Raw genomic sequence first — 15,408 nt, forward strand, 5'->3', positions numbered from 1 at the left:
ACAGGGCCCGTTTTACATGCAGCGTGCGGTGCTACGCGCGCTCGCTCAACACCACGCGCCGATCAATACCCGTACCCGACCGCGCGTCCCGCCGAGGCCGCCTGCGTGCTCGGCAGGATCAGGTTGACCACGCGGCTCCACTTCACGAGCGAAGAGGCGTCGACGAAGATCACGTCGCTCGGGTTCAGTTCGAACTCGTCGGCGGTGGCCATGGATTCGGGCGATGAAGCATCGAGGTGATACACGGTGCGATGGCCTTCCTTCTGCCCGCGCACGACGTAGACCTGCGAGGCGTCGCCGGAACCCTGGCTGATGCCGCCCGCGTTGCCGAGCGCTTCGTTCAGCGTGAGGCGGCCGTTGTCGAGCGGAATGCTGCCCGGATGCCCGACTTCGCCCAGCACGTAGACCTTGCTGTCGTTCTCCGAAAACACGCGGATCAGGTCGCCGTTCTGCAGGATGATGTTGTCGGGATTCACGCCCTTCTTGATCATGTCGGGAATGTTCACCAGCACCGTCTTCTTGCCGCGCGTCACGCTCACGCGCGAGCGGTCGCCCGCCGCCGTGAAGCCGCCCGCGCGGTTGATCGCCTCGGGCAGCGACATCGTCATGTCGTTGAGCACCATCAGGCCCGGCGTGCGCACTTCGCCGTCCACGTAGACGCGGCGGCTGCGATACGCCTCGATGCGCAGCGTCACCTGCGGATTGTGCAGATAGTACGAGAGCTTGCTGGCCACGAGATTGCGCGCGTCGAGTTCGGTCAGCCCGGCCACGTGGATCGGCCCGACGTACGCGACCTGGATCGTGCCCGACGAATCGACCGTATAGCCCGACACCACCTGGCTCGTGCTCTGATCCTGCTGCCCGTTGCTGCTGGACGAGGTGGTCGGCAGATTCATTTCGGGGTGATCCCAGACGACGATGGAGAGCACGTCGCCGGGACCGAGCGTGTAGGGCTTGGGCGTGCCGAACAGCGACTCGACGTCGTTGGGCACGACGGTGGGCCGCGCGGCGTGTTCCTTCGCGATCAGCGCGGGGTTGATCTCGACGAGCGCGTTAGGCGGCGGCGCGTCGTTGTTCGCGCCGCCCGATTGCGCCGCCTGGGTGGCGGCCTTTGCCTGCGTGACGCTCGACGGCGCCGTCATGCCCGGCGAGAACGCGCAGCCCGCGACCAGCGAAACGAGTGCCGCGAGTGCCGCCGCCGCGCCCAGCGCGCCGCGCGATCCACGTGTTGCGCGCCGCCCGGCGCGTGCTTGTTGTTCTGTGTGTGCGTCTGCTTGTGCGTTCATGTTGGCGTTGATGTGTGTGTCTGCGAGTGCCGCTGCGTCGGCGCTCGTCACGCTCGAACCACCCGGTATGCTGTGTGACATGGCTTGTCCCCTCAGTTCAGGAATCGCTCACCCCCGGCCGGCGCGCAACGCCATCGCGTGCTGCGCCGCTCCGTCGCCATGCGGCCTGACTGCGCCGCGTGTGATTGTTCAATCGTTATCTGTGTGATCTGCCGTGTTGTACCCGGCCTGTTTGCAATACGGACTCAGTTGCGCAACGTGGCCGTCGCTTCCGGCTGCTCGGCGGCATCGACGTGCAGCGCGCGCGGCGTGCGCGCACGCGCGGCGGCATGCGACGGATGCTCGTGCAGCAGCGCGAGCAGCGAGCGCACCATGCCGCTCATCGCATAGCGCGTCTCGAAGGTGCGCTGCGCCTGCGCGCGCATCACGCCGCGCTGTTGCTCGTCGAGACCGCGCCAGGCCGACAGCAGTCCGGCCGTGCCCGCGACCGTATCGGGCGCGACGAAGCCCGCGCCGTCCGATTCGATGTCGCGCCACACGTTGACCTTGTCCGACACCAGCACGGGCAGCCCGCACGCGAGCGCCTCGGCCACGGACACGCCGAAATTCTCCTGATGCGAGGGCAGCACGAACACATCGCTCGCATGGAACGCGCCCCACTTGAGATTGCCTTGCAGCATGCCGGGCCAGCTGATGCGATGCGCGATGCCGTGGGTCTGCGCGATCGCCTGCAACGCGGGCTGCCAGTCGTTCTTGTCGGGGCCGGCCATCAGCAGATGGGCGTCGGGCGTCGCGCGCGCGTGTTCGGCGAACGCGTGCACCAGCAGATCGCAACCTTTCTTCGGATGCAGACGGCCGAGAAACAGCACGATGCGCTTGTTCTGCAGATGCGGGTGCGCGCGCAGGAATTCCTCGCGCAGCGTGCCGGCGTCGAGCGCGGGCGGATGGGTGCCGAACGGCACGACGCGTTCGTTGGCGCGATACAGCCAGAACGATTCGCGCGCGAGCAGGCGCTCTTCCTCGGTCGTGAAGATCACGGCGGCGGCGTCGCGCAGCACACGGTATTCGGCCCACGGCCAATAGGCCCATTTCTTCAGATGCTTGAGCGGATAGGTGATGCGGAACCACGGATCGAGCATGCCGTGCGCGTAGACGTAGTAGGGCAGACGCGTCGAACGCAGCGCGCGCCACGCGCCGTAGCCGTGGTATTGCCAGAGACCGTGAACGATCGCGGCGTCGAAGCGCGTGGCGTTCTCGCGCAGCCAGGACGCGTAAGCCGGGCAGTAACCATAATGGCCGCGCGCCGGACCGAGCGCGTGAAGCGGCAGCGGAAAATCGCGCACATAGGGCGCGTCGATCGGATCGAGCGAGGCGACTTCGATGCGATGACCGAGGGCCGCCATCGCAAGGCCGCTCTGGCGCACGCCTTCGATGGGACCGCCCGAACGTGGATCGACGGTGGACACGAGGTGCAGGATTTTCATCGGGGCTCCGGAGTCGCGTAGGGAGTGAGCGGCGCCGGCGCGGGCGCCGGGGGACGAAAGGCGGGCTCGGTGCGTTCGTGCCTGCGCGGGCGTTGCGGGGGATGCGAGTACGGGTCGGCCTGTGCGCGGCGGCGCTGCACGTCGATGCGGTAATGAAGCTGCGAATACAGCGCGACGACGAGACCGAGCGCGACGCCATACATCAGGCCCGAGAAACGCGGCCCGAGCGGATTGCCGCCGATCGACGCGCCCGGCAGCGCGGCCAGCATCAGGATCGCCATGCTGAACGGCATCAGCAGCGGCTCGCGCGGCGCGATGCGATGCCAGCGCCGGAACGCGAAACCGGCCGCGACGAGCGCGGCGAGCACCGCGATCGGCATGCACGCGCCGAACACGACGCCTTCCGCGTAGAGCTGATAGACCCAGAAGTTGTGGCCCGCGACCCAGTCGCTGGTGTCGAAGTAGTCGGCCTTGCTGAAGGTCTCGCGCACGTAGGGGAAATAGATCGGCGAGTAGCGGTAGACGTGGCCGTAGCCCTTGCCGAACAGCAGCGTTTCCGCCGACGCCGTCACCTGATCGTACTGATCGCGGATTTCGGCGATGCGCGTGATGGTGGTCGGGTCGCGGTCCGAGTCGGAGTTCTGCGCCGCGAAGATGCGCTGCGACCAGTGATTCGTGATCGACGGGAACAGCCACGCGGTGCCCACCGCGATCGCCACCACGCACAGCAGCGCCGCGCCTGTGCGCACCGCCGATTTGATCAGATGACCGATCGACGGCGCGGCGAGCCACGCGGCGAACATGGTGAGCAGCACGGTCGCGAGCAGCAGGCTGCGCGTGACGCTCAGCAGCTCGACCACGAGCGTGGCGAGGAACACGAGCACCATCCACACCGAGAAGCGCCGCGCGACGATGAACTGATGCAGCAGCATCGCCTGCAACGCGAGCATGGTCGGCGAGACGATGCGAAAGCGGATATCGGACAGCGGCCCGCCCACGGCGAACATGCCGAACAGGAACGTGAAGATGAGGCCCAGCACGTTCGCGTAGTAGAGCGCGTTCTGTATCTGCGCGATGCGCACCGGATGCCATGGGCGGCACATCGCGAAGTAGCCGAGCGCGAACAGCAGGAACGGCAGGATCACGCGCAGATAGTTGCCGACCGGATTGTGCTGGAGCAGTTGCGCGACGAGACTGCCGCCGAGACTCAGTGCGAGCATGACTGTCACGAACGAGCGCAGGCGCGACTCGCGCGTGAAGCGCGGGCCGATCATCATCAGGATGGCGGCGGCGGCCAGCGCGGGAAACACCGCCAGCCATTGCGCGCCGTGGCCGAACTGCGAGTCGGGCGCCTTGTAGTCGAAGGCGAGCGGCACGAAGCACAGCCAGATCCAGAGGACCGCATGTTTGTTGCGCATCGGCGTTCCTCCCGGTGCGGTGCGTGGTTGCGCAGGCGGCCGACGCCGCATGCGGAGTTTCGCCCCAATATAAAACGCAGCGAACGCGTTGCCATGACGCTGGCGCGAAGGGACAGAATTGTGGCGGCTGAAAAAAAATGATCGATCTGTCACCGTGCGTCTGGCCGAGAACGCCGGGAAGTTGGCGCACGCCGACAGGCGGGCTTGCGCAAGATGGGGTCGGCGAGCATGCCGCGCCGGATGACCGGGCGCGGGTCGGTTGGCGCGTCGTTGGCTAACGAAAGCGAAGCAGCGAAGCAAAGCAACGAATCAACCCCGCATCGGGGATCGCCATTGCGAGGAGGCGTCATGAATCTGTTGCGCGGCACGCCGCCCGCGGTGCGCGGACGATCGATCGAACTCGACTTCGTGCGCGGCATCGCGATCCTCGCGGTGATGGGCTTTCACTTTCATACGGTCCACACCGGCTACGCGTGGGTCGACATCCTCGAATATCCGCTCAAGAGCTTCGGTCACGAAGGCGTCAATCTGTTCTTCACGCTCTCGGGCTTTCTCGTCGGCGGCCTGTTGCTGCGGCAGTACGCGCAGAACGGACGCATCGCCGCGCGCCGCTTCATCGTGCGCCGCATCTTCAAGATCTGGCCCGCGTACTACGCGCTGATTCTCTTTCACGTGGTGTCCGGGCGGCATCCGCGCGACACCTTCCTGTGGCAGAACCTCACGCATCTGCAGAACTACTTCGGCACCTCGATTGCGCAGACGTGGAGCCTCGCCGTCGAGGAGCATTTCTATCTGTTCCTGCCCGCGCTGCTGATCGTGCTCGCGCATTTCCGGCTGCGCGCCAACGCGCTGATCGGCGTGATGGCCGTGCTGTGCACGCTCGTGCTCGGCGCGCGCAGCATCGCCGTGGCGAGCGGCAATCTCGACGCCGCGTTCAACTACACGCAGTACCGCATCGACAGCCTGCTGTTCGGCGTGATGCTCGCGACCGTCTACTGGATGAAGCCCGAAGTCTGGCGCGGGATCGCCGCGCGCAAGGGCTGGCTCGTGGGCGCGGTGCTGCTGCTCGTCGCGTGGCTCACGCTGGCGACGCGTCATGTGGCGCTCGACGAGAGCATCGGCTTCACGCTGCAGGCCGCGGGCTTCTGCGCGCTGCTCGTGCTCGTGCTCGAACATTCGGGCGGCTTGCGCGCGTCATGGCTGTATCGCGCAATCGCGTGGCTCGGCGTGTATTCGTATGGGATTTACCTCTGGCATTCGCTCGCGCTCGCGCCCGGCGACTTTCTGATCCGCAAGCTCGCGGCGCTGCACGTGCCCGCGCTGGCCGCGTGGCCGGTCGTGCTCGGCGCGCAGTTCTTCGTCGCGATCGTGCTCGGTTATGTGACGACGCGCGCAATCGAGTTTCCGTTCCTGCGTCTGCGCGATGCGGTGTTTCCCGACCGCCGTCCGGCCCGCGCGAGCGCGGCCTCCGCGCCGACTGCGCCGGGACCGGTCACGACCGCGCCGGCTTCCGGCACGCCCGATGTCGACGGCAAGATAGGCGGCGTGGCGTGATGAATGCGCTCCCCTGAACGCGTTCGCTCCGCCCGCCTGAAAGCGCTCACACCATCGCGTCCTGCAACGTGTGCTTGAACTGATCGAGCGTGTTGCGCGCGAGCAGATGCGCGTCCATGCGCGCGATGCCCGCACCGGGCGCGCGCGCGTTCCAGCCCTGCGCGAGCGTGTCGATCGCGTGGGCGATGGTGGCGGGTTCGAGATCGTCGAGCAGCGGACCGAGCGCGCCGTCGCGGCAGAACCAGCCGATCAGGCCGTCGGCGCTCGCGAGCACCGGCTTGCCGAAGCGATACGCCTGCACCAGCACGCCGCTCATGCCGTAGTGCTTGTGGTAGCCGAGCCAGACGGCGTCGCAGGCGGAGAACAGATCGCGTTCCATGTCGTCGGGCACGAAGCGGTCGAAGATCACCGGCGCGGGCGTCAGATGCGGCGCGTGCGCGTTGATGAAGGCGCGCGTTTCGTCGTCCTGCTGACCGGCGATCACGAGGCAGGGCGCGTCGCCCTTGTGCATCAGCGCCTGCATCAGTTCGCGGATGCCCTTGCGCTCGCCGATCGCGCCATACACGAGCAGATAGCGCGTACGCGCATCGAGCCCGAGACGCGCGCGCGCGATCTGCGGATCGACGGCGTCGATCTCCGGAAACGGATCGGCGACGTAGGCGAGGCGAGTCGGGCGCGAATTCGCGTGCGACGTCGATTCGGGCGACGCAGCCGTGCGCGTCATGCGCGCGAGCCAGTCCGGCAGCGTCGGGTCGATGGTGAGCAGCGTGCGCAGACCGCGTGCGCGCAGACCGCGCCGGAACAGCATCGACTTCACGAGATCGACGAACGGACGGCGCGGCGTGCGCAGCCCGGCCTGCGCGTGATGGAAGGTCATGCCCATCACGATGGCGATCCACGGCGTCTTGCCGAAGGGCGTGTCGAGCGCCGCGAGCGTGTAGAAAAAGTAATCGGCGTAGGGCACGACCACGAGTTTCACGCGCGTCGTGCGGCTGATGTCGGCGAGCGCGCGCGCGTAGAAGTCGCGAAAGCGCATGTACACGCTGCACGCGTATTGCAGGCCGCGCGGCACCGTATGCAGATCGAGCAGCACGACGCGCAGATCGGGCCGCGCCTCGCGCAGGAGGCGCTGGACGAGCGGATGCTCGGCATACGCCGTGTCCGTGACGACGAGGCAGCGATGGCCGCCTTCCACGCAGGCCTGCGCGACCCATTCGACGTAGCGCCAGCGGTGGCCCGTGAAGTTGGGTTCGATGATCGCGATCCACTCGCCGTCGGCCGTCGTGCCGTCGCTGGCGGTGCCGCTCGTGGCGGCATCGGCTGAATCGACGTCATCGGCATCGTCACGGCGGTATCTGGCGATCGACACGGTTTCCATGTGGTCGGCCTGTCTGAGGATTGTGCGTTTCACCATAGCAGCGACGCGCGTGCGCCACGCGCCAAAATGCGGGCCGGGTTGGCCGAAAATGCCTGGCAGCTAGCGGTGGGTGCGCGGGCGGGTGCGCTATGCGGTACGCGCCACACGCCGCAACATCGCGCGTCCGATTCCGCCTGGCAGATGGCGTCTGGTGACATTTGCGCCGCGGTAACGTCCAGAGGTCGGCCCCGCGAGACCCAGGGCCGGCGCTGCGCGCCGTTCACGCGCGCATTGCACGAGCGAGTACGGCATCAGTACCGGATAAGGAGAAGCGGATTGCGCGCGATGCGGGTGCCGGCGTGGCCGGTCAAGGCGGGGTTCGGTCCCGGCGCGGCGACGTGGGTGTTGCTGCAGCAGGTCGTCGTGCGCGGCCTCGTGGCCGTCAAATTTCTGGTGATCGGGCGCATTCTCGGGCCGTCCGCGATCGGTCTCGCGAGCGTGGCGCTGCTCGCGGTCGCGATCGCCGAAGCGCTCTCCGACACCGGGCTTGCGCAGGCCGTGATCCAGGGGCCGACGCCGCCCACGCGCGATCAGACCGGTAGCGTCTGGACCACGCTCGCCACGCGCGGCCTGCTGATCGCGCTGCTGCTGGTCGCCTGCGCGCCGCTGATGGACGCGCAATTCCATCTCGGCGGCGCGCTCGGCCTCGTGCAGCTGGCGGCGCTGCTGCCGCTGTTGCGCGGCCTCGCGTCGCCGGCCTATTTCATTGCGCAGCGCGAGCGGCGCTTCCAGCATATCGCGGGCATCGAGATCGCCGCCGCGTGCGTCGATTGCACGGTCGGCGTGGGTCTCGCGCTCACGGGCATGGGGCCGTACGCGCTGTTGCTCGGCATGATGGTCGGCGAGGCCTTCAAGAGCGTGCTGACGTGGACCACGCTCGCGCCGCGTCCGCCGATCCGGCTGCGCTGGTCGGGCATCGGCCATTACGTGGGGTTCTCGCGCTGGATCTGGGCGAGCAGCGTGATCATCCTCATCACCAACCAGTTCGACAAAGTGGTGGTCGGCAAGCTGCTCGGGCCGGCGCAACTGGGCGCATGGCAGATGTCGTCGAAGCTCGCGCAGATGCTGCTCGCCGATGCCGCCATCGCCATGTCGCAATATCTCTTTCCGACCTTCGCCGCGCATCATCGCGGCGGCGCGCAGGCGGCCGCGCGGCTGTTCCGCATCTACCTCGGCGTGACGGCGCTCGGTCTCGCCGTCGTGGTGATCGTGCTGCGATTCGCGGCCGAGCCGCTGTTCTCGCTCGTGCTCGGCGCGGCGTGGCTGTCGGCGGTGCCGCTGTTTCGCATCTTCGTCATCAACATGGCGATCAGCGCGCTGAATTCGGTGCTCGCGTCGTATGTGCGCGCGGTCGGCGATGCGCGCGCGGTCACGGTCGCCTCGCTGATCCAGGTCGCGACGCTCGCGGTGAGCGTGCCGATCGCCACGCAGCATTGGGGCGTGATGGGCATCGCGTGGTCGATGACGCTGGGCCTTGCGTCGGGCGCGGGCTGGATGCTGTATCGCGTGTGGCGCAAGCGCTGACGCTTGTGCACTGAGTGTCGATGCGCGTCGATGCGCGTCGATGTCGGGCGCGGCGTGCGGCGTGCGTCAAATGCGACTCAGACGCACTCAAGCCCGCAGCGACGCCTCGACGATTTCCGCAAGCTGATGCCCGAGCGTCGGCGTGTTGAGCCGGCAATAGGCCGCGTGCGCGGCCGTGGCCATCTCGCGCATCGTATCGGGCGGCAGCGCCCACGCGCGGCGCAGCGTGGCGGCGAGCGCGGCGACGCCGCCGTCGCGCCGGAACAGAAAACCGGTGTGGCCGTCTTCGACGTAGCCCGGCTCCGGTCCCATGTGCTGGCGCAGCCGGTTGTGCACGACGGGCGGCAGACTGAGCGCGAACATGTGCACGACCGACAGCCCCGCCGAGCCCGGATAGCAGCCCACGCGGCAGCGGCGGCTGATGGCGGCGATGGTGTCGTCGTCGTAGAGCGCGCCGTACCAGATCACGTCGCTGCGGTCGCGATAGCGGCGCTGCAGACTCGCGGCATGCTCGCCGCCGCCGACCACATGCAGCGCGATATCGCAGCCTTCGCGATGCAATTGCGCGATCACCTCGATCAAGCCCTCGATCTGCGAATTCTCGCGCAGCCGTCCGATGAAGAGCACGCCGTTTTCCGTGCCGGTTTTCGCGCTCGGCTCGACCGTCGACGAAACCTGGAGCGAGTTGTTGGCGACCACGAGCTTGCGCGCCGGGCAGCCGATGCGCACGAGCGAGCGCCGCGACGCCTCGGTATAGCAGACGTAACGCTGCGCGAGCGCGACCGCGATCCGGTAACAGAGCGTGCGCACGAATCCCGCATGCGTGTGGCGATACAGCCCCTGACCGTGGATCAGCACCGGCACGCGCATGGCGCGGCCCGCGATGAGCGCGAGCCAGAGCGAGAGATAGCGGACGTCGGCGAAAATCAGCACGGCGTCGGGACGTTCGAGAACGATGCGCGTGAGCACGCGGCTTTGCATGCGGATGCGCCGCGAGGACAGGCCCGCAATGCGCGTCTCGACGAATTCCTCGCAATCGGGCCGCTCGCGCGAAAAACCGTTCGCCTCCATGCCTTCCGAGCACGCGAACACCTTCACGCAGAACAGGCGGTTCAGCGATTCGATCACCTCGACGCGATAGCGCGCGATCAACGGCTGCACGTAGAAGACGACCGGCCGGTCGCGCACGGCGCTGCGCGCCTCGTGGTCCTGTGCGTAGAGGCTCGTCCCGGAAGAAACGATCTTGTTTTCCACAGCCTGGCTCCAGCGTGCAGACGCGGTCAAAAGGGGACGAGTGTCTCGGGTAAGCGGAATTCAGCCGGTCAAATTTTCATATCCTCAGAATGTTGTAGGCGAGCCGTAGCAAAAGTGGAACCCGAAAATTTCTATTGAATCCGTGCCGCTCGCGAGGCCGCGCTATGGGCGATGCGGCATCGATAAACGCACGGAAAAAGTGCGAAAAATGGCGTAAACCGACCGGCAGATTGGCGGGATGGGCGCGTGCGAACGCGAGTGTCGCTTTGTGTTCGACAACGTTTCGTTGAATTCAGCCGATGAATAGAATGTTTCGGACAACTTCGTTCTGGCGACTCGGCGACGACCGCGACCTCGGGTAATCTCGGAGCAAGCGGAAGAACGTGCGCGCGATGTGCGTGGCGCAGACGACACGCGCAGCGACCGTCGTGTGCCCGGCGAATGCGGAGAAACCGATGACGATGATCACAGGCGATGCATCCCCACCTTCGTTCGTGGACGGCGCAACCACGCAGCACGCGCGTGCGTCCGCTGCGACGGGCGCGCGCGTCGCCGCCGTGATCGCCACCAAGGGCCGCCCGGCCGCCACCGCGTGGGCCGTGCGCCTGCTCGCGCGGCAAACGGTGCCGCCCGCGCAGATCATTCTTTCCGCGAGCTGCGAAGACGATCTCGGTCCCTACGACGCCGAAGGTCTGCGCGTCGATGTGCTGATCGGCAGCGCGGGGTCGAGCGTGCAGCGCAATCGCGCGCTCGACGCGCTCGCGCCCGATATCGACATCGTGATTTTTCTCGACGACGACTTCGCGCCCGAGCGTCACTGGATCGCGCAATGCATCGAGGCGTTCGAGGCCGATAGCGGGCTTGTCGGCGTGTCGGGGCGCACGTTGCGCGACGGCGCACAAGGTCAGCCGGCGACGTGGGACGAAGCGCTCGCGCTCATCGACGGCGCGCACGACGAGGCGCGCCAGCGTCCGCCCTTGCGTGCGTGCGACGAGCTTTACGGCTGCAACATGGCGTGCCGCGCGCACGCGATCGCCGATCTGCGTTTCGACGAACGGCTCGTGCTGTACGGCTGGCTGGAGGACAAGGATTTTTCGCGACGCCTCGCGCGCAGCGGGCGGCTCGCGTACTGCGACTATCTGCTCGGCGTGCATCTGGGCCTGCGCGGCGGGCGCGTCTCGGGACGCCGCTACGGCTATTCGCAGGTGGTCAACGCGATGTATCTGTGCCGCAAGGGCGTGATGTCGCGCAAGGAAACGGCGAGCAACATCGTGCGCGCGCTCGGTATGAACTGCCTGAAGTCGATGCGGCCCGAGGCGCATCTCGACCGGCGCGGACGCCTGATCGGCAACGTGATCGGCATTGCCGATCTGTGCATCGGCGCCGTGCGTCCGGAGCGCGCGGCGCGGCTTTGAAGCCTGCGCCGCGCGCGGTTTGCCGATGAAGGCGTTGCCGCTTAATTGCCGCTGCCGCGCGCGACGCGGCGCTGCTTGACGCTTTCCGCGAGACCTTCGAGCACGTTCACGCTGTCTTCCCAGCCGATGCACGCGTCCGTGATGCTCTGGCCATAGGTGAGCTCGCAACCTTCCTTGAGGTCCTGGCGGCCCGCCACGAGGTGCGATTCCACCATCACGCCGACGATGCGCTCGTCGCCCGCCGCGATCTGGCGGCCGATGTCGGCGCACACGGGAATCTGGTTCTCGTGCTTCTTCGAGCTGTTGGCGTGGCTCGCGTCGATCATCAGACGCGCGGCCAGACCCGCCTTGCCGATGTCGGCGCACGCGGCGTTCACGCTTTCCGCATCGTAGTTCGGCGTCTTGCCGCCGCGCAGGATCACGTGGCAGTCCTCGTTACCTGCCGTCGAGACGATGGCCGAGTGGCCGCCCTTCGTCACCGAGAGGAAATGGTGCGGCTGCGACGCGGCCTTGATCGCGTCGACGGCGATCTTCACGTTGCCGTCCGTGCCGTTCTTGAAGCCGACCGGGCAGGAGAGGCCCGACGCCAGTTCGCGGTGCACCTGCGACTCGGTCGTGCGCGCGCCGATCGCGCCCCACGAGATCAGGTCGGCGATGTACTGCGGGCTGATCATGTCGAGGTATTCGGTGCCCGCGGGCAGGCCCAGTTCGTTGATCGAGACGAGCAGTTCGCGCGCCGTGCGCAGGCCGTCGTTGATCTTGAAGCTGTTGTCCATGAACGGGTCGTTGATGAGACCCTTCCAGCCCACCGTCGTGCGCGGCTTTTCGAAGTACACGCGCATGACGATCTCGAGTTCGTTCTTGAAGCGCTTGCGCTCCTCGACGAGGCGCTTCGCGTACTCGACCGCCGCCTTCGTGTCGTGAATCGAGCACGGTCCGACGATCACGATCAGCCGGTCATCCATGCCGTGCAGGATGCGGTGCATCGCGCGGCGCGATTCGTAGATCAGCGTCGAAGCGGCTTCCGAGCACGGGAATTCGCGGATCAGGTGCGCGGGCGGCGTCAGCTCCTTCAGTTCGCGGATACGGACATCGTCGGTGTTGTGCGGGGGCATGTTGTTTTCTCCTGATCCTGGGTGCGTAGCGTGCGTCGGTCGGACGGTGCTTCAAAAATCGGTTAGATGAAAATGCGGCTCTGAGGCAATGCACGAAAAGTGCGGGACGAAAAAAAACCGCCAGGCTTTGCTGGCGGTTTCTCGTGTGTTCGGGGTCCTGCGCGTACTATCAACCCTCTCGATCCGCCAGCGGTCTGAGATACCAAAAGAAGTAAAAATAAAACTTCGTGGCGAACATGGCGGATTGGGTGTCTTTAAAACGGTTTCGCTGAAAAAGCGTTCGTTACGTCGAAAAGGGTGATTGCCTTTATACCCCGGCGCTCTCGCGGCTGGCAAGCGGGTTTGCGAGAAAAAGCGGATTATCCGCGCAATTGCGCGGTGCGATGCAGAAAATCCGCGTGGCGGTGCGGAATTTCCGCATCGCCACGCATCGCGCGCCTGGACTGACCTGCGCGCGCGCCTGCCTTAAACCGTGCCGCCGACCGTCATGCGGTCGATGCGCAGCGTCGGCTGGCCGACGCCCACCGGCACGCTCTGGCCCTCCTTGCCGCACACGCCCACGCCCGAGTCGAGGCGCATGTCGTTGCCGATCATGCTCACGTACTTGAGCGATTCCGGGCCGCTGCCGATCAGCGTTGCGCCCTTCACGGGGTAGGTGATCTTGCCGTTCTCGATCATGTACGCCTCGGACGCCGAGAACACGAACTTGCCGTTCGTGATGTCGACCTGGCCGCCGCCGAAGTTCACGGCGTAGAGGCCGTTCTTCACCGAGGCGAGGATTTCCTGCGGGTCCTTGTCGCCGTTCAGCATGTAGGTGTTGGTCATGCGCGGCATCGGCAGCGCGGCGTACGACTCGCGGCGCGCGTTGCCGGTCACCGGCATCTTCATCAGGCGCGCGTTGAGCGAATCCTGAATGTAGCCCTTGAGAATGCCGTCCTCGATCAGCGTCGTGCACTGCGTCGGGTTGCCTTCGTCGTCGATGTTGAGCGAGCCGCGGCGATTCGGAATCGTGCCGTCGTCGACCACGGTGACGCCCTTGGCCGCCACGCGCTGGCCGATCTGGCCCGCGAACGCCGACGAACCCTTGCGGTTGAAGTCGCCTTCGAGACCATGGCCGATGGCTTCGTGCAGCAGCACGCCGGGCCAGCCCGGCCCGAGCACGACGGTCATCGCGCCCGCGGGCGCCGGACGCGCTTCGAGGTTCACGAGCGCCGCGTGCACGGCGTCGTCGACGTATTTGCTGAGCACGTCGTCGGTGAAATAGCCGTAGTCGTAACGGCCGCCGCCGCCGCCGCTGCCCACTTCGCGGCGGCCGTTCTGTTCGGCGATCACCGTGACCGAGACGCGCACGAGCGGACGGATGTCGGCGGCGAGCGCGCCGTCGCTGCGCGCGACCAGCACCACGTCGTATTCGCCCGCGAGACCCGCCATCACCTGGGTGATGCGCGGATCGCGCCCGCGCGCCATCTGCTCGATGCGTTCGAGCAGCTTGACCTTTTCGGTGGCTTCGAGCGAGCCGAGCGGGTCGGAGGGCAGATACAGATCGCGGCCCGCGATGCCCTTGAGCGAGGTGGCCACCTTGATCTTCTGCTTGCCGCCGCCAGCCTGGGCGATCGAACGCGTGGCGATGGCCGCCTGGCGGATCGCTTCGGGCGAAAGGTCGTCGGAGTAGGCGAACGCGGTGCGCTCGCCCGAGACCGCGCGCACGCCCACGCCCTGGTCGATGCTGAAGCTGCCCGACTTCACGATGCCTTCTTCCAGGCTCCACGCTTCGCTGCGGGTGGTCTGGAAGTAGAGGTCGGCGTAGTCGATGCGGTGCGTGAAGATCTCGCCGAGCGTGCGCGTGAGCACTGCCTCGTCGAGGCCGTAGGGCGTGAGGAGCAAGTCCTTCGCGGTCGCCAGATTGCGGATGCCGGGTTCGATGATGTTCATGCGCTCAGTGGGATCAATCGATGAGTCTGTGAAGGAAGATTCGGGCGCGGTGCGCTCAATTCAAGTGGCGCGCCCGGGTTCGTCAGGCACGGTCGAGCACGCGATGCCGCCACGCAGGCAGGCTCGCGCGCACGGCGGCGATACGGTCGAGGTCGAGGTTGCCGATCACCACGCCGGGGTTTTCGTCGAGCACGTCGACGACTTCGCCCCACGGGTCGATCAGCATGCTGTGGCCCCAGGTGCGGCGGCCGTTCTCGTGCGTGCCGCCCTGCGCCGCGGCGAGCACGTAGCACTGGTTCTCGGTTGCGCGGGCGCGCAGCAGGATCTCCCAGTGCGCGCGGCCCGTGGTGTACGTGAACGCCGACGGCACGACCATCAGCGCGCAGCCGTCCTGGCCGCCCATGCGGCGGTACAGCTCGGGAAAGCGCAGATCGTAGCAGACCGACAGGCCCACGCGGCCGAACGGCGCATCGAAGGTCTGCACCTCGGTGCCGGGGCGGATGGTGCGCGCCTCGTCGAACGATTCGGCGCCTTTCTCGAAGTTGAACAGGTGAATCTTGTCGTAGCGCGCGCGCTCCGCGCCGCTCGGGTCGAACACGAGCGTGGTGTTGAGCACGCGGGTTTCCTCGGGCGCTTTCAGCGGCAGCGTGCCGCCGATGATCCATACGCCGTGGCGCTGCGCGGCATCGGCGAGAAAGCGCTGGATCGGGCCGTCGCCGTAGGCTTCGCGGATCGCGAGCTTGTCGGTGTCCTTGTGGCCCATGAAGCAGAAGTACTCCGGCAGCAGCACGAGCTGCGCGCCCTGCGCGGCGGCGTCGGCGATCAGGCGTTCGGCTTCGGCGAGATTGCGCGCCGGATCGGGCGTGCTGACCATCTGCAGCGCCGCGACGCGGAACGGGGTGATCGGTGGGGTGGACGGGGCGGCGTGGGAGGGAGATTCGCTCATCGGCGGCTCGTGAGTGGACGGTGTTCGTTGCCGGCCCGTTCGGGCGGCCGCGCCAGCAAGGAG

Annotated in this window: 11 protein-coding genes; 3 read left to right on the forward strand and 8 right to left on the reverse strand. The window is 66.9% G+C overall.

Annotation, left to right across the window (positions count from 1 at the left end; all coding sequences use genetic code 11):
- Window positions 1-62: 62 nt before the first annotated feature.
- The 3 genes from G5S35_RS02355 to G5S35_RS02365 form a co-directional block, all read right to left on the reverse strand.
- On the reverse strand, window positions 63-1,367 hold the full coding sequence (locus G5S35_RS02355; RefSeq protein WP_231957754.1) for a polysaccharide biosynthesis/export family protein: 1,305 nt from the start codon (window positions 1,365-1,367) through the stop codon (window positions 63-65).
- 164 nt (window positions 1,368-1,531) lie between these two features.
- Window positions 1,532-2,770 (reverse strand): glycosyltransferase, encoded by a 1,239-nt coding sequence (locus G5S35_RS02360; protein WP_065065074.1) that lies wholly within the window; start codon window positions 2,768-2,770, stop codon window positions 1,532-1,534.
- Window positions 2,767-4,188, reverse strand: a complete 1,422-nt coding sequence (locus tag G5S35_RS02365) for a sulfite exporter TauE/SafE family protein (protein WP_183038527.1) — start codon at window positions 4,186-4,188, stop codon at window positions 2,767-2,769. The genes G5S35_RS02360 and G5S35_RS02365 overlap by 4 nt, the downstream gene beginning before the upstream one ends.
- A 348-nt stretch (window positions 4,189-4,536) precedes the next feature.
- On the opposite strand from G5S35_RS02365, the gene G5S35_RS02370 reads away from it, so the two are divergent.
- Complete coding sequence (locus G5S35_RS02370) at window positions 4,537-5,742, forward strand: acyltransferase family protein (protein WP_124261794.1); 1,206 nt, start codon at window positions 4,537-4,539, stop codon at window positions 5,740-5,742.
- 46 nt (window positions 5,743-5,788) lie between these two features.
- On the opposite strand, the gene G5S35_RS02375 is transcribed toward G5S35_RS02370, so the two are convergent.
- The gene (locus G5S35_RS02375; RefSeq protein ID WP_237181320.1) at window positions 5,789-7,156 is read right to left on the reverse strand and encodes a glycosyltransferase; all 1,368 of its coding nucleotides are present in this window, start codon (window positions 7,154-7,156) and stop codon (window positions 5,789-5,791) included.
- A gap of 279 nt (window positions 7,157-7,435) precedes the next feature.
- On the opposite strand from G5S35_RS02375, the gene G5S35_RS02380 reads away from it, so the two are divergent.
- The gene (locus G5S35_RS02380) at window positions 7,436-8,683 is read left to right on the forward strand and encodes an oligosaccharide flippase family protein (RefSeq protein WP_065065072.1); all 1,248 of its coding nucleotides are present in this window, start codon (window positions 7,436-7,438) and stop codon (window positions 8,681-8,683) included.
- An 87-nt stretch (window positions 8,684-8,770) separates the two neighbouring features.
- On the opposite strand, the gene G5S35_RS02385 is transcribed toward G5S35_RS02380, so the two are convergent.
- Window positions 8,771-9,937, reverse strand: coding sequence for a glycosyltransferase (locus G5S35_RS02385; RefSeq protein ID WP_237181321.1), 1,167 nt, complete (start codon window positions 9,935-9,937; stop codon window positions 8,771-8,773).
- A 455-nt stretch (window positions 9,938-10,392) separates the two neighbouring features.
- Here G5S35_RS02385 and G5S35_RS02390 point away from each other — a divergent pair, with 455 nt between their 5' ends.
- Window positions 10,393-11,352, forward strand: coding sequence for a glycosyltransferase family 2 protein (locus tag G5S35_RS02390; protein WP_221224209.1), 960 nt, complete (start codon window positions 10,393-10,395; stop codon window positions 11,350-11,352).
- Window positions 11,353-11,393: 41 nt separating this feature from the next.
- On the opposite strand, the gene aroG is transcribed toward G5S35_RS02390, so the two are convergent.
- The 3 genes from aroG to G5S35_RS02405 all read right to left on the reverse strand — a co-directional run bounded on the left by aroG (window position 11,394) and on the right by G5S35_RS02405 (window position 15,345).
- A complete protein-coding gene (gene aroG, locus G5S35_RS02395) occupies window positions 11,394-12,467 on the reverse strand; it encodes a 3-deoxy-7-phosphoheptulonate synthase AroG (protein ID WP_065057150.1) in 1,074 nt (357 codons plus the stop codon).
- A gap of 465 nt (window positions 12,468-12,932) precedes the next feature.
- Window positions 12,933-14,399, reverse strand: a complete 1,467-nt coding sequence (gene tldD, locus G5S35_RS02400) for a metalloprotease TldD (protein WP_065057151.1) — start codon at window positions 14,397-14,399, stop codon at window positions 12,933-12,935.
- An 82-nt stretch (window positions 14,400-14,481) separates the two neighbouring features.
- Window positions 14,482-15,345 (reverse strand): carbon-nitrogen hydrolase family protein, encoded by an 864-nt coding sequence (locus G5S35_RS02405; RefSeq protein ID WP_110325479.1) that lies wholly within the window; start codon window positions 15,343-15,345, stop codon window positions 14,482-14,484.
- Between the last annotated feature and the right edge of the window lie 63 nt (window positions 15,346-15,408).

This window comes from Paraburkholderia tropica, assembly GCF_014171495.1.
Lineage (GTDB): Bacteria > Pseudomonadota > Gammaproteobacteria > Burkholderiales > Burkholderiaceae > Paraburkholderia > Paraburkholderia tropica.

Coding starts and splice junctions, on each gene's coding strand:
- G5S35_RS02390 (WP_221224209.1), top strand. CDS start 10,393: ATGACGATGATCACAGGCGATGCATCCCCACCTTCGTTCGTGGACGGC.
- aroG (WP_065057150.1), bottom strand. CDS start 12,467: ATGCCCCCGCACAACACCGACGATGTCCGTATCCGCGAACTGAAGGAG.
- tldD (WP_065057151.1), bottom strand. CDS start 14,399: ATGAACATCATCGAACCCGGCATCCGCAATCTGGCGACCGCGAAGGAC.
- G5S35_RS02365 (WP_183038527.1), bottom strand. CDS start 4,188: ATGCGCAACAAACATGCGGTCCTCTGGATCTGGCTGTGCTTCGTGCCG.
- G5S35_RS02355 (WP_231957754.1), bottom strand. CDS start 1,367: ATGTCACACAGCATACCGGGTGGTTCGAGCGTGACGAGCGCCGACGCA.
- G5S35_RS02405 (WP_110325479.1), bottom strand. CDS start 15,345: ATGAGCGAATCTCCCTCCCACGCCGCCCCGTCCACCCCACCGATCACC.
- G5S35_RS02360 (WP_065065074.1), bottom strand. CDS start 2,770: ATGAAAATCCTGCACCTCGTGTCCACCGTCGATCCACGTTCGGGCGGT.
- G5S35_RS02375 (WP_237181320.1), bottom strand. CDS start 7,156: ATGGTGAAACGCACAATCCTCAGACAGGCCGACCACATGGAAACCGTG.
- G5S35_RS02370 (WP_124261794.1), top strand. CDS start 4,537: ATGAATCTGTTGCGCGGCACGCCGCCCGCGGTGCGCGGACGATCGATC.